Here is a 20,771-nt window from a genome sequence, read left to right as displayed (position 1 = left end):
GCAATATCCCGCGCTTGCAACTAATCGAGGCGTGTTCGCTGTTCCCTCAGGGGCCGCACTCCCAGAGGGCCGGCTGTCGGGCAGGCTGGCGTCGCCCTAGCCGGCTGCCACGGTGAGTGGGGCGAAGCGGCGCGTCCAGTCGCCGGGCAGGTGAGGGATGCCATGGGTCATCACGGTGTTGAAGGCGATCGGTTCCAGTCCGCATTCCTTCACCCAGGCCAGAAGGTCCTCGTGGCGCACATCGATGTCGGTCCGCAAAGGGCGGTCCGTACCGGCGGCGAGTGAGGTGATCAGCGCCTTGGCCGTGTGCGTGTCCCGGGCAATCAGGGGGCCGATGACATGGGTGTTCATATTGGGCCAGAGCGCCGCGTATCCAGTGAGCACTCCGTCCTCCTGGGCCACCAGGAGCTGGTCCGCGAAGGCGGGCAGCCGGGTGATCATGGAAGTGCGGTCCTGACCGAAGACGTCGGCGTCCAGGCGCAGCACGGCGGGCAGGTCCTCGGCGGTCGCCGGTCGGGTTGCCACCGTGGATGCGGGGCCGGAATGGATGAAGTGGCCGCGCACCATCTCCGCGCGGCCCGTGACGGCGAAGCCCAGCTCCTCGTACAGCGGCCTGCCGTTGGGAGTGGCATGGAGGGTGATCGGGGTGTCCCCGGTCTCCGCGATGACGTGTTTCATCAGACGGCGCCCGATCCCCAGTCGGGCGTATCGCTCGGCGACGAGCACCATGCCGATCGCGGCGAGTCCGGGGCCCTCGGTGCGTCGGGGGCCGTACGAGGTGAGCACGCAGGCGGCGGCCAGGCCCTTGGTGTCCGGGGCGTCGACCCCGTAGCCGATCCCTGCTGTCAGCAGCAGACCCCACTTGTGGTCTTCGCGCGGCCAGCCGCGGTCTTCGGAGAGGTCGGCACAGGCGCTGAGGTCGTCCCAGGTCAGGCGTCTGATCGGGAGCTCGGAGAGCGGCATCGACATAGGGGTCAGGCTGTCCGACTCAGCGACCGTTCGTCCAGTGCTTTTGGTGATGTCGCGGGCGCGCGGAGCTGGCGGCCGCGCCTGGTCAGGCGCCATGGCTTGAGGACGGAGATGACCGTCATGAAGACATAGGCACTCAAGGAGACGGCGGGGCCCATCACCAGGTCGAGGGGGTCGGCGAGCACACCGCCCTCAGCAACGGTGTCGGCTGCCCTGGTGACACCCGGACGCAGTGCGAAGACGGTGGCAGTGGTCGTAGCGAGGGTGAGCCAGAACTTCGTATAGATCCAGCGATAGCGGGCCAACCCCCACTTGGTGCCCAGGGACAGGGCGAGCCCACTGGCCAGCGTGAGCAAGGCAACCGGCAGCACGAGCCAGTCGGTGAAGACCTTCATCGAGCGGCACGCTGCTTCGATCATGACGGCAGACTCGGTCGTGTAGGCCGTGAGGGCCAGCGACAGCAGGCCGAGTGTGAGACCGAGCCAGCCGGCGGAGGTGGTGACATGGACGACGAGGATGGCCCGACGAGCGGGGCGTGTGAGTGGTTTCACGTGAAACACGATGTCCGGCGGCGCAGGTCTTCCGCATCTGACGGCGGGAGTAACCACGGCTACTAATCTCGGCGTACATGGCATACAGAGAAGGCACGCCAAGGCTTCATCTCTTCGATATGGACGGCACGCTGATCCGGGGATCGGCGGCGGCCGTGGACATTTTCCGGCAGCTCGGGATGCTCGAGGAGATCGCCGCACTGGAGCGGCAGTTCGGTGCCCGGGGGATCGGCCCGCCGGAGTATGCCGAGGCTGTGCACGCCCTGTGGCAGGACCTGACCGAGGCACATGTGGCCGCGGCGTTCGTGGCCGCTCCGTGGCTCGCAGGCATCCGGGAGGTGTGGCGGGAGATCCGTGAGCGTGGCGACTACTGCGCCGTCATTTCGCTCTCGCCCTCCTTCTTCGTGGAACGACTGCTGAACTGGGGAGTTCACGCGGCCCACGGATCGCGCTTTCCCGATCTTCCGTTCAGCCGGCCTGTGGATCCGACGGGGATTCTCAGTGCAGCGGCAAAGGTGAAGATCGCGAACCGCCTCTGTGCAGAGTTCGGGGTGGGCCTGGACGCATGTGTTGCATATGGTGATTCCATGTCGGACGCGGAGATCTTCGCGACGGTGCCCGTGACGGTAGCGGTGAATGCGGATCGCCATCTGGTGGGCCTGGCTACACACTGCTATACGGGGGGTGATCTTCGCGAGGCCTATGAACTAGTGGGAAACCCCGGCTAGTTCACACCGCAACTGGTTCAGGGGCCCAGGGATGGCCGAGAGGCCCCGCATATGGACATGGGGGCAATGCAGCTTAACGGGAAAACGGGTTCGGATACCCGGACTTTCCGCTCTTTGTCCTTTGTGGTGGCGATACCTGGGATGCTGCGACGACGGGTGCTGCGGGCAGAGTCTCGATCAAGGGCTACTCGTCCCGATTCGGCGTATGGCCGAAGGCGGTGTGGGCCTGCAGACTCCTGAGGCAGAGCGGAATTGAGGCACGTTCCGACCGCGGAAGTGCGTGGACCGACCCAGAGATGTTCGAGGCGAGGCAGACAATGGACGCTCCGACCACCACGTCGGCCAACAACGGCACTTCAGGGGATGACGGCGCGGGTGGATGGTTCGCCCCTCGGAAGCAGCCGGGCCGGGGCCGGTCGCCGGAGGGTGCGCAGCAGGCGGACGCCGATGGTCCGGAGCGAATAGTCACCCCGAGTCGTTCGTTCGCATCCATTCGACCGGTGGGCTCCGGTGCGTCCCGCGCCGCGGAAGGCCACACCGCTGCCCGCCCTCCCGGTGGGCACACCGCGTACGAGGCGGCGCCGCGCCAAGAACCGGCACCCGAAGCAGAGGCGGTGGCGCATACGGAGCCGGCTCCAGCGGCCTCCTCGGCTTTCGCGCTGCCCTCTGCCGACGCCTCGCCGGATGCGATCCTCATCCGCCGCACGATGGCGGAGATCGCTCCCGTCGCGGACAAGGTCACGTCGTACTTCTACGCACTTCTCTTCGTGCGCCACCCCGAACTGCGCGACCTCTTTCCGGTCGCTATGGACGCCCAGCGCGACCGCCTGCTCAAGGCGCTGCTGACAGCAGCCGATCACATGGACAACGCCGCAGTGCTGACCGACTATCTGCAGCACCTGGGCCGCGGCCATCGCAAGTACGGCACGCAGCCCGGGCACTACCCAGCCGTCGGCGAAGCCCTGATCGGGGCACTGGCCCGGTATGCGACGGCCACCTGGGACGCGGAGACCGAGGCCGCGTGGGTGCGTACCTACACCACGATCTCGCAGATCATGATCGACGCGGCGTCGGAGAACGAGCGGCATGCGCCTGCCTGGTGGCACGCCGAGGTGGTGTCGCATGATCTGCGCACCCCCGACATAGCGATCGTCACCGTGCGCCCCGACCAGCCGTACGCCTTCCTGGCCGGTCAGTACACGAGTCTGGAGACGCCCTGGTGGCCGCGGATCTGGCGGCACTACTCCTTCGCCGGAGCGCCCCGGGCCGACGGACTGCTGTCCTTCCACGTCAAGGCTGTTCCGGCCGGCTGGGTCTCCAATGCGCTGGTGCACCACGCCCGCCCCGGTGACGTGCTGCGGCTGGGGCCGCCCGCCGGTTCCATGACGGTCGACCACAGCACCGACAACGGACTGCTGTGTCTCGGCGGCGGCACCGGCATCGCGCCCATCAAGGCACTGGTGGAAGACGTCGCGAAGCATGGCGAGCGGCGGCCGGTGGAGGTGTTCTACGGGGCGCGCACCGACTACGACCTGTACGACATCGACACCATGCTGCGTCTCCAGCAGACCCATCCATGGCTGTCGGTGCGGCCGGTGGTGGACGACCGGGCGCAGTTCCCGGATGCCGTACGGGAGTTCGGCCGCAACGGACCCTGGAACGGGTACGACGCCTATCTCTCCGGACCGCCGGGGATGATCCGCAGCGGTGTCCATGCACTGCGCGGCATCGGGATCCCGTACGACCGCATCCGCCATGACTCGCTCGAAGAACTCGTGGCGGCCGGCGACTAGGCCCCGTCCGGGCGATCTTGTCGGGCCCGGCCTAGGCCCGATCCGGGTGCGGTGCGCCGGGGGCGCCCGGCCAGGGCCCGGCCGTCGCGTGCTGCGTCAGCGCATCAGCCCAGGTCCGGAGCGTGCATGGCCCGTACGCCCTCGATATTGCCGTCCAGATAGTGACGCAGTGAGAGCGGGACGAGATGAACGGCGGCGATCCCGACGCGGCTGAACGGCACGCGCACGATCTCGTACTCCCCGGCGGGCTCGTCGACCTCGGGGCCGTGCCGCAGGGCGGGATCCATCGATTCCAGCCGGCACACGAAGAAGTGCTGCACCTTCACACCGGTCACGCCGCCGTCCGCGATGTGCTCGACGGTGTCGACGAAACACGGCACCACGTCGGTGATCTTGGCGCCGAGTTCCTCGTCCACTTCGCGGTGGAGGGCGTCGACGACAGTGGCGTCCTCCGGCTCGACCCCGCCGCCGGGGGTCAGCCAGTAGGGGTCCACACCAGGCTTGGTGCGCTTGATCAGGATGAGGTCGTCGCCGTCGAGCAGGATGGCGCGGGCCGTGCGCTTGACCACGGGTCGTTCGGTCATGGCAAGAGAGTGGCCCATGCCGGCGGTTCTGAAACGCCCGGCCCAGCAAACTCTTGCCGGACGGTCTTCTCGCCGCCGTTCACGCTCACCAGTCGGCGGCCGCGCGCAGCAGCCACTCGTGGGCCCGGGCAATGTGCGGATGGGCCAGGGTACCGGTGCGCACCACCAGAAAGTACGTGCGCAGCGGCGGCACGGCAGGGTCGAGGAGGGCGACGAGCCGGCCGCGTTCCAGAGCCTCCTCGCACAGATATCGGGGCAGTACGGCGAGCCCCGCGCCGCTGGCGGTGGTTTCCAGCACGGCCCGCAGATCGGGCGCGATAACGGCTCCCGCGGCGGCCGGCCGGGAGTCGAAGACGGCGTTCCAGTAGCGCGAGACGAGGGGTAACGACTCATGCACCTCGACCACCGGCAGCTGCTCGAGCACTACGTGGCCCTTGCGCAGCACAGCGGGCCCCAGGCGGGCGGCCCATCGCGGGGCGGCGACCAGGACGTGCTCCTCGTCGCACAGTGCGGTCGCCGTGAGCAGTCCGCCGCGGGGCCGGGCGGTGGTGATGGCCACGTCGTGGTGTCCGGCGGCGAGCCCCTCGAGGGTCTCCTCCGCGGTTCCGAACGAGGCCCGCAGCGCCAGTCCCTGGCCGATCAGTGGCGTGAGTGCCGGCAGGGCACGCAGCGAGGTGAACTCGGGCGGGCCCGCGAGATGCAGGGTCCGGATGCCCGCCTCGTCGTCGAGTCCGGCCTCGGCGATCTCCACCAGGGCGTCCAGATGCGGTGCGGCCCGGTGCGCGAGCTCGTCTCCGATGGTCGTGGGGGTGACGCCACGGGCCTGGCGCAGGAAGAGGGGGCGGCCGAGCTGGCGCTCCAGCGTGCGGATCTGTCCGGTCACGGCGGGCTGGGACAGGCCCAGCAGTGCGGCGGCGCGCGTGAAGGAGCCGGCCCGGTGCACTGTGACAAATGTGCGCAACAGGGCCAGATCCATGCCATGTCCCTCCCGAACCGACGATGCCCGAACCCGGCCAACTATAAATAAGTCGATAGGTCTCTGTCGCTACCGTGATTGGACACTGACGCAGAGTCAACTAGCCTTGTCCGCACGGTTCTTCGCGCGTAGGAACCGGGACGGTCCGAGCCATGAGGGGGGAGGCTCGGACCGTCCGCCGTACGTAGCAGCACTCAGCGCCCGGGCGTAGCGGGTGCTACGCCCGGCCCGTCGCACCTACGGCTACGCCGCTGCCTCGTCCAGCGCCCGCAGCACATCGGCCACCAGATCGGTGGTGTCCTCGGCGCCCGCCGAGAAGCGGATGAAGCCCTCCGGGACCGCGTCGCCGCCCCAGCGACCGCGGCGTTCCGCGGTGGAGCGCACACCGCCGAAGCTGGTGGCTTCGTCGACCAGCCGCAGTGCGCCGAGGAAGCGCTCTGCGTGCGCACGGCCGGGCAGCACGAAGGAGACCACACAGCCGAAGCGCCGCATCTGTCGCGCGGCGGTCGTGTGCGAGGGGTCGGTGGCCAGCCCCGGATAGCGCAGCCCGCTCACCTCGTCACGTCCGCCCAGCGCCTGTGCGAGGGCGAGGGCGTTGGCGCACTGGCGGTCGGCACGCAGCTGGAGCGTGGCCAGCGACCGGTGGGCGAGCCAGGCCTCCATCGGCCCCGGGATCGCCCCCACGATCTTGCGCCAGCGCCGTACCCCTGCCGCCATCTCGGCGTCGCGGCAGGTCACATGGCCGAGCAGGATGTCACCGTGGCCGGTCATCCCCTTGGTGTCGCTGGCGACCGAGAAGTCCGCGCCGAGTTCGAGGGGGCGCTGCCCGAGGGGGGTGGCGAGGGTGTTGTCGACGGCGACGAGCGCCCCGGCGGCGTGCGCCGCATCGGCGAGCCGTCGCACGTCGCATACGTCGAGGCCCGGGTTGGAGGGGGTCTCGATCCACAGCAGCCGCGCTCCGTCCAGGACGGAGAGCTGTGCGTCGCCGCCGGTCGGCGCGGTCCGTACCTCGATGCCATAGGCCTCGAGCTGTGCCCGCACCATGGGCAGCACCTGGTAGCCGTCGGCGGGCAGCACGACCGTGTCGCCCGCCGTCAGCTGCGAGAACAGTACGGCGGAGATCGCCGCCATGCCGGAGGCGAAGGTGAGCGTCTCGACGCTCTCCCCAGGCGCCTCCAGCTCGCCGATCGCCCGTTCCAGATGCGTCCAGGTCGGGTTGTCGTCGCGGCCGTAGGTGTAGGGGCCGGACGCCTCGCCGGGCAGGTGGAAGTGGGCCGAGAAGACCGGCCCGGGCAGTGTCGGCTCGTACTTAACCGGCTCGGGCAGCCCCGCCCGCACCGCCCTGGTGCCGTCTCCGACTGTCATGCCACGTGCTCCTCAAGTGCTGCGCGTACGGCGGCGAGCAGCCCCTCGCTCGCCGCCTCCACCATCTCCAGGCAGTCCTCGAACCCTCCCATGCCGCCGTAGTACGGGTCGGGCACGTCCGTGTCGTCAGGCCGCCGGGAGTCGTACTCCCGCAGCAGCCGCACCTTCGCGGCGTCCGCGGGCGTCGGTGCGAGCCGCCGCAGCGCTCGCAGATGTCCGGCGTCGAGCGCGATCACGAGATCGAGCCGGGGGAACCAGGCGGCCTGGAACTGGCGAGCGGTGTGCGCGCTCGCGTAGCCGGCCGCTTCCAGGACGGCGACGGTGCGCGGGTCGGCGCCGTCGCCCTCGTGCCAGCCTCCGGTGCCGGCACTGTCCACCTCGACCGCCGCCGCGAGCCCGGCCTCCTCGACGCGTGCGCGGAAGACGGACTCGGCCATCGGCGAGCGGCAGATGTTGCCGGTGCACACGAAGCAGACGCGATACAGGGAACTCACGCGGTGTTCAGTCCTTGTCGGGCAGGGCGACGTTCAGTGCCCACGAGACGATGGAGATGATCAGGCCGCCGAGTACAGCGGTCCAGAAGCCTTCGACATGGAAGTTCAGGTCGAACTGGTCCGCGAGCCACGAGGTCAGGAGCAGCATCAGGGCATTGATCACGAGGGTGAACAGGCCGAGGGTAAGGATGAACAGCGGCAGGGTGAACAGCTTCACCAGGGGCTTGACCAGGAAGTTCACCAGGCCGAAGAGCAGGGCCACCAGTATGAGTGTCAGGGCCTTCTTGCCGGTGGAGTCACCGGTGAGGGTGATGTCCTGGAGCAGCCAGATGGCCACCCCGAGGGCTGCGGCATTGGCGAGCGTCTTGACTAGGAAATTTGTCATGTGTCTGATCGTGGCAGACGTGATCGGGCCAAGTGGAGGGGCTGACGGGCGATGAAAGCATTCCGACTCGATGAACTGGAGGCGGAGCGCGCCGCGAACGACGGGGCTTATCTCCAGTTTCTGCGCGAGCGGAACATGTCGGTCGGGCTGTACGCGCTCGATGCGGGCGAGATCGACCCTCAGCTGCCCCACAACCAGGACGAGGTCTACTTCGTCGTCAGTGGCCGGGCGTCGATCACCGTGGGTATGGAGACCACGCAGGTCGGCCGGGGCAGTGTGGTGTACGTTCCGGCGGGCGTTCCGCACAAGTTCCATCACATCAGCGAGGATCTGCGGGTGATGGTGGTCTTTTCTCCCCCTGAGAGCTGAGGGGAACCCTGCCGGTCCCTAGGGGTTCGATCAGGGGAGATCAAGGGCTCGCGGCCCCCCGCACACCACCGTCGCGCGCCTAGCATCGATGGCAGGCACTCGAAGAGGCTCAGAGAAACGAGGTAGGACGATGGCTGTGCGGGAGATATTCGCGGGGATGCCGTGGTGGGTGAAGTGGGTGGCCGTGCCCGTCTTCGCCCTCGTGGTGTTCGGCGGGCTCATTGCGAGCGTCGTCGGTTTCGTGATCGGGCTGCTCTTCAAACTTCTGGTCTTCGTGGCCCTCGTCGGTGGACTCATCTTCGTCGTACGGAAGTTCACGGCGTCCTCCAGTTCGCGCAGCGACTGGTAGTGCGTGCGACCGGAGGCAGCCGGTACGACAGTTAGCCCGGCCGGGGGAACGCCCTTGATAAACCCGCCCCCGGCCCGGCGCTGCCATTAGAGTGGAAAATCTTCGCCGCTTCTTGAGTGATTCCTCCGGCAACCAGCGCTGTGACCAGCACTTCCGGCGCTGCGCAGGCTGAATGCCGGGTCAGTGCCCGAGTGAGCGGCGGCCGCGCGGGGGCGGCCCCCGCGGGCGGGCGGGCTGCCCGTCACCACGCCTGGGGGGTGACCTTTGGCCGGAGCTACGAATGCCGCTGTCCCTACCCTGATCGGCTCGGTGCAGCGGGCGCTGAGACTGCTGGAGGCCGCGGGCGCCCATCCGGACGGAGCCCCCGCCAAGCAGCTTGCCCGTGAGGCCGGAATCCCGCTGCCCACCGCCTATCACCTGCTGCGCACCCTGGCTCATGAGGACTATCTGCGCCGGGAGAAGGGCGTGTTCGCCCTCGGTACGGCCGTCGACCGGCTGGCCGTCGGCGGCGCGGTGCAGAATCGTCGCAGCACCCTTGAGGACTCGCTGGCGCACTGGCGTGATGCGATCGGGGTCCCGGTCTACTTCGCGGTCTACCGCGAGGGTGAGATCGAACTCGTCGCAGTTGCCGACACCCCCCAGGCCCCCGCGGTGACGGAGTGGGCGGATTTCCGCGAGACCGGTCATGCGCATGCGCTCGGGCAGTGTCTGCTCAGCCAGCTCGACGACCGTACCCGCCGGGATCATCTGGACCGCCATCCCGTGCAGCCGGTGACCCCGTACTCCGTGCGCAACCGGTGCGCGCTGCTGGAACGGCTCTCCTCCGTCGGGCGGACGGAAGTGGTGGTGGAGCGTCAGGAATATGCGCTCGGCACGGTCTGTGCCGCGATTCCCATCACAGCCGGCTCCGCCGCGGCCACGATGGCCATTTCACTCCCCCTCCACCAGGCAGCGCGGCTACTCCCTGCCGTGGAACAGTTGCGCAGTGGTATCGCTGGGCTCCTGGGGTCACTCGCCTTCTCTATCAGTATCTGAAATATCACTCCTTGTGATCTGTTAGCCCTTCCACCACGATTACGTCAAGAGGGCCTACGGGGATCGTTCCTGGCCGTTTTCTTGCTCCATAAGCACGGTTCATTCAGCTTCGTCACCTGCGAGGTATGTGATGCGCGAGTCGGTCCAGGCCGAGGTCCTGATGAGTTTCCTCGTCTCCGAGGAGCTCTCCTTCCGGATCCCGGTGGAGCTCAAGTACGAGACGGGGGACCCCTATGCGGTGCGGATGACGTTTCACCTGCCCGGCGATGCGCCCGTGACCTGGGCGTTCGGCCGCGAGTTGCTGCTGGACGGGATCAACGCGCCCAGTGGGGACGGCGATGTGCACATCGCGCCCACACAGCCCGAGGGACTCTCGGACGTCAGGATCCGGCTGCGCGTCGGGAACGACTCCGCGCTCTTCCGGGCCGGGGTGGCACCCCTCGTCGCCTTCCTGGACCGCACGGACAAGCTGGTTCCCCTCGGCCAGGAGCGCGCGCTCAGCGACTTCGACGAGAGCCTCGTGGCAGCGCTCGGGCGCATCCTCGCCGAGGAGAACGCCGGCTGACCTTGCCGCCTCGTCTCCCGGCCGGCTACTTCTTGCGCCGGCGGCCCCGGCCGCCGCGGCCCGGCGATCCGCCCTGCGCCGCGGGCGATCCGGACACGCCCGCAGCAGCCGCAGTCCTGTCGGCGGAGACGACCAGTGCCGCAAGGCCCGTGGTCAGCGGTACGGAGGCGACCAGCCCGATCGACCCCACCAGAGTCCGCACGATCTCCTCCGCCACCAGTTCGCTGTTCGCCACGGTGCCCACGCTGGACTGTGCGATGGAGAAGAGCAGGAGCAGGGGCAACGCCGCGCCCGCATAGGCGAGTACGAGAGTGTTGACGACGGACGCGATGTGGTCGCGGCCGATGCGGATGCCCGCCCGGTAGAGGGCACGCGGGCCCATCGCCGGGTCGGCCTGGTGGAGTTCCCAGACCGAGGACGTCTGGGTGACCGTCACATCGTCGAGCACACCGAGCGAGCCGATGATGATGCCGGCCAGCAGCAGACCGCTCATGTCGATGTCCGGATACAGGCCGTGGATCAGTCCGGTGTAGTCGTCGGTGTTGCCGCTCAGACTCGCCCAGTCGATGAACACAGAGCCCAGCAGCCCGATCAGCAGCAGGGAGATCAATGTGCCGAGCACCGCGACCGAGGTGCGCGCACTCAGCCCATGGCACATGTAGAGCGCGCACAGCATGATCGCGCTGGCCCCGACGACCGCGACGACCAGCGGATTCGATCCCTGGAGAATCGCGGGCAGGATGAACATGGTCAGCACGGCGAACGAGACGGTCAGCGCGATCAGGGCCATGACGCCACGCATTCGTCCCACCAGGACGACGGCGAGCGCAAAGATTCCGGCGAGTACGACCATCGGCACCGTACGGTCGACGTCCGTCACCGAGTACTGGAGATCCCGGGGCGCATCGGGTGCGTATGCCACCACCACCCCCTGCCCCGCGCGCAGTTGGCGCGGCGCGTCCGGCGGGACGATCTCGGTGAAGGTCCGGCCCTTGTCCTTGCCGCTCGTGACCTCGATCGTGGCCTTCCCGCAGCTGCCCTGCTGGGCGTTGCCGGCCTCGCGCCCCTCGGGGGTCGACGTGTCGCCGGTCGGCGGGACCTGCCCGACGTTGACGTCCGCGCAGTCCACCTTCTCGACCTTGACCACCTTGCCCTGCTCCGTCTGCCGGTCGAAGCCGACCCCGCTGCGCTCATGGCCGGGTACCCCGCCGGGCCACAGCACGGCGAGACCGACGACCACGGCCGTGGCGAAGGGGATCAATACGGCTGCGATGACCTTGCGAAGGTGTCTGGAGACGGGCGCTGCGGGCCCGTGGCTGTGCGTATGGCCGGTCGGGTGGCCGTGCGGTTCTGGGGCCTGCGGCGATGAGGTCACCGACCGATCATCGCAAGAAGCGACGGGCCCACTGTTCAGCACGCCGGATATGACGCTAGCGTGGTGGCACCTTTGAACACGCGGGAGCTCGGAGCACCGGGCTGAGAGGGCGCTGACGACGCTGCGCCGACCGCCGAACCTGTTACCGGGTAATGCCGGCGTAGGGAGTAGGTCTCATGACCATGTCGGACGCACGCACGCCTGCCTCGATGCAGAACGACGAGGCAGGGAAGTCCATCGGCTGGCACAAGGGATACGTCGAGGGCTCGCGCCCCGACCTCCGGGTGCCGGTGCGCAAGGTGCACCTCACCAACGGCAGCGACGTGACGCTGTACGACACGTCCGGCCCGTACACGGATCCGGCGGTGGCGACCGACGTCCGTCGTGGACTTGCCCCGCTGCGCGAGAACTGGATCGTCGGCCGCGGTGACACCGAGGAGTACGCGGGCCGCCCTGTGCGCCCTGAGGACGACGGGCTCAAGCACACTTCACCGCGCGGGGGACTGCGCAATCTCGACGCGGTCTTCCCGGGCCGCCCGCGGCAGCCGCGCCGGGGCCGCAACGGGCAGGCGGTCACCCAACTCGCGTACGCGCGCCGGGGCGAGATCACACCCGAGATGGAGTACGTCGCCATCCGCGAGAACGTGTCGCCCGAGGTGGTGCGCGAGGAGATCGCCGCCGGCCGGGCCGTACTTCCGGCGAATGTGAACCATCCCGAGATCGAGCCGATGATCATCGGTAAGCGGTTCCTGGTGAAGGTCAACGCCAACATCGGAAACTCCGCGGTCACCTCCTCCATCGAGGAGGAGGTGGAGAAGATGACCTGGGCGACGCGCTGGGGCGCGGACACGGTGATGGACCTGTCCACGGGGCGCAACATCCACACCACGCGGGAGTGGGTGCTGCGCAACTCCCCTGTCCCGATCGGCACGGTGCCGCTCTACCAGGCCCTCGAAAAGGTCGACGGCAGGGCCGAGGAGCTGACCTGGGAGATCTACAAGGACACCGTCATCGAGCAGGCCGAACAAGGCGTCGACTACATGACGGTCCACGCGGGCGTGCTGCTGCGCTACGTGCCACTGACCGCGCGCCGCAAGACCGGCATCGTCTCGCGCGGCGGCTCGATCATGGCGGCCTGGTGCCTGGCGCACCACAAGGAGTCGTTCCTGTACGAGAACTTCGAGGAGCTCTGCGAGATCCTCGCCTCGTACGACGTCACCTACTCCCTCGGGGACGGGCTGCGTCCCGGCTCGATCGCCGACGCCAACGACGAGGCGCAGTTTGCGGAGTTGAGGACGCTCGGTGAGCTGAACTCGATCGCCAAGCGCCACAACGTCCAGACGATGATCGAGGGCCCGGGGCATGTCCCCATGCACAAGATCAAGGAGAACATCGACCTTCAGCAGGAGATCTGCGAAGAGGCCCCCTTCTACACCCTGGGGCCGCTGACCACCGATGTGGCGCCCGCCTACGACCACATCACCTCCGGAATCGGCGCGGCGATGATCGCCTGGTGGGGCACTGCGATGCTCTGCTACGTCACGCCGAAGGAGCACCTCGGGCTGCCCAACCGTGACGACGTCAAGACCGGTGTCATCACGTACAAGATCGCCGCGCATGCGGCGGACCTCGCCAAGGGGCACCCGGGGGCCCAGGAATGGGACGACGCGCTCTCGGACGCCCGGTTCGAGTTCCGCTGGGAGGACCAGTTCAACCTGGCCCTCGACCCGGACACGGCACGGGAGTTCCACGACGAGACGCTGCCGGCCGAACCGGCGAAGACCGCGCACTTCTGTTCCATGTGCGGTCCGAAGTTCTGCTCGATGAAGATCAGTAGAAGCATCACGGAGCAGTTTGCCCCTGACCTGCTCTCTTCTGCTTCAGAAGAGGAGATCGAGGCAGGGATGCTTGAGAAGTCCAAGGAGTTCGCAGCAAGCGGCAACCGCGTGTACCTGCCCCTGGCGGACTGATCGGCCGACTGCGGTGGAGACTCCCGGAGGGTCTCCACCGTCAGTCTGGTGCGCACAACCGTCGTTCGACCGCCAACCGACCGGACCCGGGCCCTGCACGCCTACCTGCGCTGGCGCAACAAGAACGCCCGCCACCCCGACGTCCTGGCCGCGCAACGACGTGAACGCGCACGCGTCCGCATCGAGAAGGGAATCCGTTGGGGAGGCAGGCCGCCGGCCGACGCGGCCCGACCTACCCAGCTCGCCGTCGTTGGTGTCAACGGTTGGTATCAGCAGCGGGTCAGCCTGACGATGTTCGAAGGCCTGGGAAGAGGGTGTGTGCGCTCTCGTGGACCATCGCCATTGCTTCCTGGCCCTTCAGCTGCGCCTTTTCGTCAATCATGGGCACGGTGGCTCCCATCTGCGCGGCGAGTGCGAGGTAGCCGTGGAGCATGGCGGTGGAGTGGGGTGAGTGGCGCGTCGGGCGGGACCAGGGCCTGGTCGAACTCGGGGACCGCTTGGGCGTTGACGTCGGGCCAGTCCTGCGGGTCGCGTGGCCGGTCGAGGCTCAGGACGGCGGCGAGGTCGGGGGCTTCGGCATCTCGGGCTGTGAGGGGTCGGCCGAGGTTCCAGCGTTCGCGGAGTGTGCGGATGACCGACGTGTGGTGGTGGACACCGTTGACGACTGTCTGAGCAGGCAGCCAGGCGGAGATCGCGATCGCGGGCAGGCGGACGCCGAGCCGGTCGAAGGTGAAGCCCATCTGCCCGGGCGGCGCCGCGGGGTCCGGGGCGACGGCGGCGGGCGGGGGTACGTGGTCGTAGGTGCCGCCGTGCTCGTCGAAGACGACCATCAGCAGCGTGTTGAGCGCGTTCGACCCGTCGGACGAGGTCGACGAACGGACGGCGTTGTAGATCTTGGCCAGCAATGCCTCGCCGCCCAGCAGGGACGAGGGCGCATCGAAGGAGAACCCCTGGACCAGTGCGGCTGTCGGCGGGTGCATGTCGTTGTGGCCGTGCCACATGTTGGGCTCGATGAACGCATAGGTCGGCAGCCTGCCGGCGGCAGCATCCTCCAGGAAGCGGTCCGTGGTGACGAAATGCGTAGCGAACCGCTGCCGCAGCCGCGCCCCGTGGATCAGCCCGGTGAACGGGAGCGGGCTCGGTGCGTCCACGTACACCCGCCAGGTCAGGCCACTGGCCTCCAGCCGCTCGAACACCGTCTCGGCGGTGTTCTGCAGCGGGAACGTGCGATACGGCGCATTGACGACGAAGCCCGACGAGCTCGCGGCGTGGAAGAACGAGCGGTTGGTGAACGTCTGCGAGGGCACCTCGGCGAACCAGTGGTCGAAAGCGCCGAAACCACGTGCCAGCGAGGACACCACAGGTAGCTGGTCCGGGGTGTACCCGGCCATGATCTGCGCGTATTCGTGGTACCGGGGCTGGCGGCCCATTTCCGCCCAGAACGCGCTGATGTAGTCGGCGACGAACCCGTCCATCGTCGGCGCCCGCCCGGGCGGCGGCGCGTTGAACGGCGCGGCCATCTGCTCGGCCGGCACTCCCCGGTTGCCCTCGGGGTCGATCACGCCGAACAGTTGGGTGTTGATGTGCTGGTACTCCTCGCCCGGATCCGGGCTTGGCGTGTCCATCGTCTCGGCGATCCCGAACGGCACTGTCTGTCGGCCCGAGCGGTCCTCGGCCCAGTCCGGGATCGGGTTCGACAGGTCTTTCCCGAGGACACCCTCGAAGGCGGCGACCTCGCCCGGCCCGTACAGCCGTCCGAGCAGGTTGTCGAACGAGCGGTTCTCAAACATCAGCACGACTACATGGTCCAAGGCGTGACTACGGTCGGTAGTGGGACCGATGACCTCCGATCCGGGTAAGTGGCCCCCGCCCCGCGAAGTCAATTCCACTCTTCTCCGGCCGAACTCAGCTGTCAAAACGGGCCGATCGGCCCAGACATCCAGGCCGGTGCACAGCCCGGACGCGCCCGCTCGTACCGCAACTGCGAGAGACAGAGGCAATGCCTGCCGCAGCCGCAGCGAGAAGGGCATCCGTGGGGGAGAACGCCGCCCCCTCGCCCTCACGAACCGACCAAACCGGCGAACCTGTCCGGTCACAGCACCAGGTCGTCTACCGGCATCCGAAGGTGCTTGAGCCACATGCTGTGAGCGCTCCTGCTCGATGAAGATCAGCAGAAGCATCACAGAGCAGTTCGGCGGTGACGAGCCGACCGCGTCGGGCGAGGAGATCGCCGAGGGCATGCTCCAGAGGTCGGCGGAGTTCGCGGCCCCGGGCAACCGGGTCCCCTACCTGCACCCGATGGGTTGGGCGGTAGCGGGGTGAGCGGGCGGGATGAGTGTCGAGGGTGAGGTGCTCTGAGCGGTACCGCTTTCGGCATCCTGACGGAGCTCCAACACACCGCCGGTTCTGGTTGGCCTCGGAGGCGCGGGCCCATTATTTCTGGGCGCTTACCGGCGCCTCAGTTCAGCGACTGTGCACAACAACACGAAAACCGGACCACCCCTCGGCCTGGACAGCTACGGGGTGGTCCGGTCAGGCGGTCCCTGTTCAGGACCTTGGTGCCCGATGGGCAGCGGTGGTGGTCATCCTTGGGCCCGCATGGCTGCGTCTCAGCGTCTCCCGGCACACACGCCCCCGGTTCCCTCGTCGGACCCGGGACGCCGGCGGCCCGTCATGTTCGTCGGGTCCGGCCTCACCGGTCCGTACCCCGCTGACCGCCCGGCCCGTCCGTCCCGTTGGCGGACGGCCCGGACGGCAGGTGATCACTCCCGGCTACGCTGCGGGGCATGGTCGGAATAGATGTCGCCAACGGAGTGGTCGGAGCCGTGCTCGGCATCGTCTTCGCGACGTTGTTCCAACAGCCTTTGCAGGACGCGTGGTTCAAGGTGCGCAGGCGGTCCACGAGGGCGGTACGGCGCCTGAGGTCCCGGGGCGAGGAGTCCGGTCCGTCGTGGACGACCTTCTCCCTGGGGCCGCTGCACACCCCCGCCCTGATCGTGGAGGGGGACGGCGAGTCGACGATCGGCGCCGAGGCGATCCACATCCAGGTGGTGGACGAAGAAGTCGTCCTGCCGCCGGACATGGCCGGCTGGCGAAACGAGATCGAGGCCGAGAGCGCTCGGCTCCAGGCCGGGAACGGGACGCCCATCTGGAACGGTCAGCGCTACGCCGTGGAGGCGCTCGACGTCTCGCGGACCGCCCTCGAGGAGCAGCCGGAGGTCCATCTGCGGCTGCGGCCGACGGATTACTACACGTTCCTCGCGGCCCAGCAGCTCGACCGCCGGCTGCCCGACGGTGCCACACCGCGGTCCCGGTACCTCGATCCCGACGCCCCGCTGAAGGCACCGGCCTTCCTGCAGTGCAGCTTCGCCGTCAACATCGCCGTGGTGACCGCGGACGACATGCTGGTGGTCACCAGGCGGAGCGATCGGGTGCGTATGTCGCCCGGCGTGTGGAACTCCTCGGTGAACGAGGGCCTGGCCCGGCACATCGACTCGTCCGGCAGGAATGCGCCGGATCTGTACGCGGTCGCGCGCCGCGGCATGCGCGAGGAAATGTCCCTGGAGACCAACGAGTACTCTCTCGCCCTTCTCGCCTTCGTCCTGGACTCCGAGCGGCGCCACTGGAGCGCTCATTTCTCCGCGCGCCTCAAGACGCTGACCCGCGACGACCTTCGGGCGCGGATGAGCAGAGGCGTCGCCGACAGGTGGGAGCACCAGACGATCGACTACGTTCCCTTCCGCCCCGCGGATGTCGCCCGCTACCTGCTCCGTGCCGACCGCGTCCACCGGTGGGCACCGCTGGCTCCCGCGTTGTTCCACCTGGCCCTGGTCGATGCCCATGGCCGTGCATCGGTGGAGCGCGCCGAGGCCCAGGTCGTCCGTCGTCTGTGAGGACGGCCGCGGGACCTGGCCGCTCCGGTCACTCCGGCTGGTGCTCGGGGCCGCCGAAATCGGGACTGGTGAAGTCCGGGCTGGTGAAGGTCGGCCGCTGTCTTGTGGTCGACCCCTCACTGGGGCTGGAGAAGTCCGGACCGCTGTAGCCGACCTTGGGGATACGGCTCACAGGTCGCGGCGGTTCGCTCGAGGCCGGGTCGACACTCGGGTCCGCGAGTGCGGCCCGCAGGAAGGGCAGGATGCCCCGTTCCAGCAGGGCGTGGCGCCAGGCTTCCTTGGCACGGGCGACCTCGTCGGGCAGCTCGCCGGTCGATTCCTCGGCCGCGACCTGGGTGGCACCGTTGCGCAGGGCCGTCAGCAGCAGTCCCACAGCGGCGACCAGGATGGCTGCCGCGGTGAGCGCCCCGAAGAACCAGCCGGCGGTGAGCAGGGTGTCGGCGAAGGACGGGGTCGGGCTCAGCATTTTCAGGGTGTATCCGACGAGCAGGAAGATCAGCGCGGCGGTGCCCGCGAGCACCGGTGCCAGAACGGCGATCACGGCGCCGAAGCCCGCGCCGTCCTCGGAGGCGTCCGCGCCGGGTGCCAGTACGGAGTTGCGCACGGATGTGGCCGCCGCAGGGGTGCGCATTTCCCTGCGGACCTTTACGTAGTGCTCGTATTCGGCGGCGGCCGACGTGGTTATCAGGGCCGTCGCGTTCAGGGCCATGGTGCGCAGTTGCTCGATGTTGAGGCGCAGCCCGACGGCGGCGAGGTCCGGACGTTCACGGGCGTTGCGCAGCGCGTCGTCGAGGACCCGCTCGTATTCGGCGCGGTCCTCGGTCAGCAGGTGCGGAGCGCTGTTCATGTGCATCCCCCGATGCTCCGTAGGGCCCGGACTTCCCGCATGTGCAGGGCAGCAGGGCGGAAACGGAGGAGAGCCTGCTCTGGATAAGCCGATGGTAGAGCGGTTATGGCGCAACGTGACAGGGGGTTTCCATAAATCGCCTGTCCCCGGTCGGCTCAGCCCTGCAGAGGGAGTTGCACGACAAGGAGTTTTCCGGCCATGGTCACGCCGCCGTCCATGGCGATCGCCAGCCCGTCGGCGTACACATGCGGGCCCTCGACGACCGGGCGCTCGCCGTCCTCGCCGTCCTCGGTGCCGACCTCGCCCAGCAGATAGGGGATCGGGCTGTGTCCGTGCACCACGCGCCCGCCGCCGTAGGTGGACAGCAGCTCGCGTACGGCCTGCGGGCCGGAGTCGTCACGGAATGCGAAGCGCTTGGTGAACTTGCGGAACAGGTCCCAGCACTCGTCCGCGTCGTTGCGGGTGAGGATCGCGTGCACGGTGTCGTTGACGTCCGTGATGGTGGAGCCGTAGTCGAGGTAGGCGGTCGTGTCGGAGTGCAGCAGCAGGTGGCCGTCCTCCTCGACGACGGCATCGAGCCGCGCCATCCACTGCAGGTGCACTTCCTGCAGCCGGTCCATGTCGGCCTTCTGGCCGCCGTTGAGGAGCCAGGCGGCCTGGAAGGTGGCGGTGCCGGCACCGGAGTTCACGGGCGTGTCGCCGAAGCGCTTGGCGCCCAGCAGCAGCAGCTCGTGGTTGCCCATCAGCGCCTTGCAGTAGCCGCCGGCTGCCGCGGCCTCGGCGGACAGCCGCATGACGAGGTCGATGACGCCGATACCGTCGGGGCCCCGGTCGGTGAAGTCGCCGAGGAACCAGAGCCGGGTGTTTCCGGCGGCCCAGTTGCCTTCGGCGTCGATGAGGCCCTGCTCGGTCAGTGCGGCGACGAGTTCGTCGAGGTAGCCGTGGACGTCGCCGACGACATAGAGCGGGCCGAGGCCCTCGGGCTTGGGCTGCGCGTCGGGGTCGACCTGGACCTGCACGGTGTCGCCGGGGCCGCCGCGGCCGATGACCGGGAGGTCGCGGGCCGTGGGGGTGTAGCCCTCGGGCGGTTCGCCCTCCGGGAGGGCGTTTCCGGGATGGCTGGAGTTCATCGGATCCGACTGCACGGGTACCTGCGCGTACGGCGGGACGCGGAAATCGCGCAACGTCGCCGTCCGCACCACGGGTCCTTGACCGGCCCCCTGAGTCATCGACCCCTCCACCACAGTCGCGCCGCCGTTCACCTTTCGGCCCAGCCTGGTCGGGGTGGTCCGTGGTGTCGTTCGCCCATCATAGGAATGAGCCCGGCGCTGTGTGACGCACCAGGGGTGGTGAATCCTTGCGCACCCCTGGTTCTCCGACCGTTTCGTCCCAATTCGGAAGGTCTAGTCCTTCGCTGGTGAGCGTGGCGCGCTCACGGTTGTTCGCGGAGGGCGGCGCTGCGACGAGGTCCGGACGATCAGCTCGGTCGGTATCACCTGTTCGATCGGCCGGTCCTCGTTGATTCCCTCGATCGCGTCGATCAGTAACTGGACGACCGCTGTCCCGATCCGGCGTGGTTTGAGCGAGAGCGTGGTGATCGGCGGCTCGGTGGTGGCGTACACGGTCGACTCGCTGCAGCACACGAGCAGCAGATCGTCGGGGACACGCAGGCCGTACCTGCGGGCGGCGGCCAGCAGATCGGTGCCGTTGGGGTCGAAGAGTCCGTAGACGGCGTCGGGCCGGTCGGGGCGGGCGAGCAGCCGGTCGGCGGCCACGGCGCCCGCACACGGATCATGGGCGGGGTAGGACTCGTACACCGGGTCCTGTCCGACGCGCTCGCACCAGCTGAGATAGGCGGTCGTCGACAGGCGGGTGTAGGTGTCGGTGGTGGTGCCGGTGAGCAGGCCGATCCGGCGGGCGCCCGCGGCGGCGAGGTGGTCCAGCAGATCGAGCACGGCGGCTTCGTGGTCGTTGTCGACCCAGGCGGTGACCGGGAGGGTGCCGGCGGGGCGCCCGTCGGAGACGACGGGCAGGCCCTGGCGGACCAGTTCGGTGACGACCGGGTCGTGATCGGAGGGATCGATGACGACGGTGCCGTCGAGGGCGACGTTCGACCAGACGTCATGGCGTGAGGTGGCGGGCAGGATGACGAGGGCGTAGCCGCGGGCGAGCGCGGCCGAGGTCGCGGCTCTGGCCATCTCGGCGAAGTAGGCGAATTCGGTGAAGGTGAAAGGTTCATCCCCGTAGGTCGTCACCGTCAGGCCGATCAGGCCCGACTTGCCGGTACGGAGGGTGCGGGCGGCGGCCGAGGGACGATAGCCCAGTCTGTCGGCGACCTCACGGACATGCCGACGGGTGGCGTCCGGGAGCCGGCCTTTCCCGTTGAGTGCGTCGGAGACGGTCGTGATGGAGACCCCGGCCGCGGCGGCCACGTCCCTGATGCCCGCCCGACCGCGCCTACTGCCCCGGCGGGATGTGTCCGTCCGGCTCACCTGATGCTTCCCTGCTGCTGTCATGGCGAGC

At 68.6% G+C, this 20,771-nt stretch carries 21 protein-coding genes, 1 pseudogene and 1 riboswitch; of the genes and pseudogenes, 10 read left to right on the top strand and 12 right to left on the bottom strand.

Annotation, left to right across the window (positions count from 1 at the left end; translation table 11 throughout):
- Positions 1 to 96 precede the first annotated feature (96 nt).
- Positions 97 to 969: a GNAT family N-acetyltransferase gene (locus tag ABZ208_RS06770; protein ID WP_356908477.1), complete on the bottom strand. Its 873-nt coding sequence runs from the start codon at positions 967 to 969 to the stop codon at positions 97 to 99.
- 5 nt (positions 970 to 974) lie between these two features.
- Positions 975 to 1,520 carry a DUF2269 domain-containing protein gene (locus ABZ208_RS06765; RefSeq protein WP_356908476.1) on the bottom strand — a complete coding sequence of 182 codons (546 nt, stop codon included), beginning with the start codon at positions 1,518 to 1,520 and terminating at the stop codon, positions 975 to 977.
- A 77-nt stretch (positions 1,521 to 1,597) separates the two neighbouring features.
- On the opposite strand from ABZ208_RS06765, the gene ABZ208_RS06760 reads away from it, so the two are divergent.
- Both ABZ208_RS06760 and ABZ208_RS06755 read left to right on the top strand, forming a co-directional pair.
- On the top strand, positions 1,598 to 2,248 hold the full coding sequence (locus ABZ208_RS06760; protein ID WP_356908475.1) for an HAD-IB family phosphatase: 651 nt from the start codon (positions 1,598 to 1,600) through the stop codon (positions 2,246 to 2,248).
- Between the two features lie 296 nt (positions 2,249 to 2,544).
- Positions 2,545 to 4,041, top strand: a complete 1,497-nt coding sequence (locus ABZ208_RS06755) for a globin domain-containing protein (protein ID WP_356908474.1) — start codon at positions 2,545 to 2,547, stop codon at positions 4,039 to 4,041.
- A gap of 104 nt (positions 4,042 to 4,145) precedes the next feature.
- Here ABZ208_RS06755 and ABZ208_RS06750 read toward each other — a convergent pair whose 3' ends face one another.
- The 5 genes from ABZ208_RS06750 to ABZ208_RS06730 all read right to left on the bottom strand — a co-directional run bounded on the left by ABZ208_RS06750 (position 4,146) and on the right by ABZ208_RS06730 (position 7,845).
- Entirely contained in the window at positions 4,146 to 4,625 is a 480-nt protein-coding gene (locus ABZ208_RS06750; protein WP_328398868.1) for an NUDIX hydrolase, read from the bottom strand.
- An 85-nt stretch (positions 4,626 to 4,710) separates the two neighbouring features.
- Positions 4,711 to 5,601: a LysR family transcriptional regulator gene (locus ABZ208_RS06745; RefSeq protein ID WP_328398870.1), complete on the bottom strand. Its 891-nt coding sequence runs from the start codon at positions 5,599 to 5,601 to the stop codon at positions 4,711 to 4,713.
- Between the two features lie 243 nt (positions 5,602 to 5,844).
- Positions 5,845 to 6,966: a cystathionine gamma-lyase gene (locus ABZ208_RS06740; RefSeq protein WP_356908473.1), complete on the bottom strand. Its 1,122-nt coding sequence runs from the start codon at positions 6,964 to 6,966 to the stop codon at positions 5,845 to 5,847.
- A complete protein-coding gene (locus tag ABZ208_RS06735) occupies positions 6,963 to 7,460 on the bottom strand; it encodes a low molecular weight protein-tyrosine-phosphatase (protein WP_356908472.1) in 498 nt (165 codons plus the stop codon). The genes ABZ208_RS06740 and ABZ208_RS06735 overlap by 4 nt, the downstream gene beginning before the upstream one ends.
- Before the next feature lie 7 nt (positions 7,461 to 7,467).
- Positions 7,468 to 7,845 carry a phage holin family protein gene (locus ABZ208_RS06730; protein WP_328398876.1) on the bottom strand — a complete coding sequence of 126 codons (378 nt, stop codon included), beginning with the start codon at positions 7,843 to 7,845 and terminating at the stop codon, positions 7,468 to 7,470.
- Positions 7,846 to 7,896: 51 nt separating this feature from the next.
- On the opposite strand from ABZ208_RS06730, the gene ABZ208_RS06725 reads away from it, so the two are divergent.
- From ABZ208_RS06725 to ABZ208_RS06710, 4 genes are all read left to right on the top strand, one after another.
- Entirely contained in the window at positions 7,897 to 8,214 is a 318-nt protein-coding gene (locus ABZ208_RS06725; protein ID WP_356908471.1) for a cupin domain-containing protein, read from the top strand.
- 136 nt (positions 8,215 to 8,350) lie between these two features.
- The gene (locus tag ABZ208_RS06720; protein ID WP_356908512.1) at positions 8,351 to 8,563 is read left to right on the top strand and encodes a DUF5326 family protein; all 213 of its coding nucleotides are present in this window, start codon (positions 8,351 to 8,353) and stop codon (positions 8,561 to 8,563) included.
- Between the two features lie 264 nt (positions 8,564 to 8,827).
- Positions 8,828 to 9,598, top strand: coding sequence for an IclR family transcriptional regulator C-terminal domain-containing protein (locus tag ABZ208_RS06715; protein ID WP_356908470.1), 771 nt, complete (start codon positions 8,828 to 8,830; stop codon positions 9,596 to 9,598).
- 130 nt (positions 9,599 to 9,728) lie between these two features.
- The gene (locus ABZ208_RS06710; RefSeq protein ID WP_356908469.1) at positions 9,729 to 10,163 is read left to right on the top strand and encodes an SsgA family sporulation/cell division regulator; all 435 of its coding nucleotides are present in this window, start codon (positions 9,729 to 9,731) and stop codon (positions 10,161 to 10,163) included.
- 25 nt (positions 10,164 to 10,188) lie between these two features.
- On the opposite strand, the gene ABZ208_RS06705 is transcribed toward ABZ208_RS06710, so the two are convergent.
- The gene (locus ABZ208_RS06705) at positions 10,189 to 11,538 is read right to left on the bottom strand and encodes a YibE/F family protein (protein WP_356908468.1); all 1,350 of its coding nucleotides are present in this window, start codon (positions 11,536 to 11,538) and stop codon (positions 10,189 to 10,191) included.
- Between the two features lie 70 nt (positions 11,539 to 11,608).
- A riboswitch (TPP riboswitch) is annotated at positions 11,609 to 11,722 on the top strand.
- Here ABZ208_RS06705 and thiC point away from each other — a divergent pair.
- Positions 11,715 to 13,508 (top strand): phosphomethylpyrimidine synthase ThiC, encoded by a 1,794-nt coding sequence (thiC, locus tag ABZ208_RS06700; protein WP_356908467.1) that lies wholly within the window; start codon positions 11,715 to 11,717, stop codon positions 13,506 to 13,508. It overlaps the preceding riboswitch by 8 nt.
- Before the next feature lie 75 nt (positions 13,509 to 13,583).
- Positions 13,584 to 13,727, top strand: a pseudogene (locus tag ABZ208_RS06695) (IS630 family transposase); the annotation flags it as partial.
- 155 nt (positions 13,728 to 13,882) lie between these two features.
- On the opposite strand, the gene ABZ208_RS06690 reads toward ABZ208_RS06695, so the two are convergent.
- Positions 13,883 to 15,304, bottom strand: coding sequence for an alkaline phosphatase family protein (locus ABZ208_RS06690; protein WP_356908466.1), 1,422 nt, complete (start codon positions 15,302 to 15,304; stop codon positions 13,883 to 13,885).
- Between the two features lie 364 nt (positions 15,305 to 15,668).
- Between ABZ208_RS06690 and ABZ208_RS06685 the strand changes: the two genes are divergently transcribed.
- The gene (locus ABZ208_RS06685; protein WP_356908465.1) at positions 15,669 to 15,830 is read left to right on the top strand and encodes a hypothetical protein; all 162 of its coding nucleotides are present in this window, start codon (positions 15,669 to 15,671) and stop codon (positions 15,828 to 15,830) included.
- A 464-nt stretch (positions 15,831 to 16,294) separates the two neighbouring features.
- A complete protein-coding gene (locus tag ABZ208_RS06680) occupies positions 16,295 to 17,401 on the top strand; it encodes a hypothetical protein (protein WP_356908464.1) in 1,107 nt (368 codons plus the stop codon).
- 28 nt (positions 17,402 to 17,429) lie between these two features.
- Here the strand turns inward: ABZ208_RS06680 and ABZ208_RS06675 are convergent, their stop codons facing one another.
- The 3 genes from ABZ208_RS06675 to ABZ208_RS06665 form a co-directional block, all read right to left on the bottom strand.
- Entirely contained in the window at positions 17,430 to 18,254 is an 825-nt protein-coding gene (locus ABZ208_RS06675; protein ID WP_356908463.1) for a hypothetical protein, read from the bottom strand.
- A 149-nt stretch (positions 18,255 to 18,403) separates the two neighbouring features.
- Entirely contained in the window at positions 18,404 to 19,477 is a 1,074-nt protein-coding gene (locus tag ABZ208_RS06670; protein ID WP_356908462.1) for a metallophosphoesterase, read from the bottom strand.
- A 174-nt stretch (positions 19,478 to 19,651) separates the two neighbouring features.
- The gene (locus ABZ208_RS06665; RefSeq protein ID WP_328398896.1) at positions 19,652 to 20,764 is read right to left on the bottom strand and encodes a LacI family DNA-binding transcriptional regulator; all 1,113 of its coding nucleotides are present in this window, start codon (positions 20,762 to 20,764) and stop codon (positions 19,652 to 19,654) included.
- Positions 20,765 to 20,771 lie beyond the last annotated feature (7 nt).

The sequence above is a fragment of the Streptomyces sp. NPDC006208 genome (assembly GCF_040613775.1).
Lineage (GTDB): Bacteria > Actinomycetota > Actinomycetes > Streptomycetales > Streptomycetaceae > Streptomyces.
This window is presented reverse-complemented; position numbering and strand designations above follow the sequence as displayed.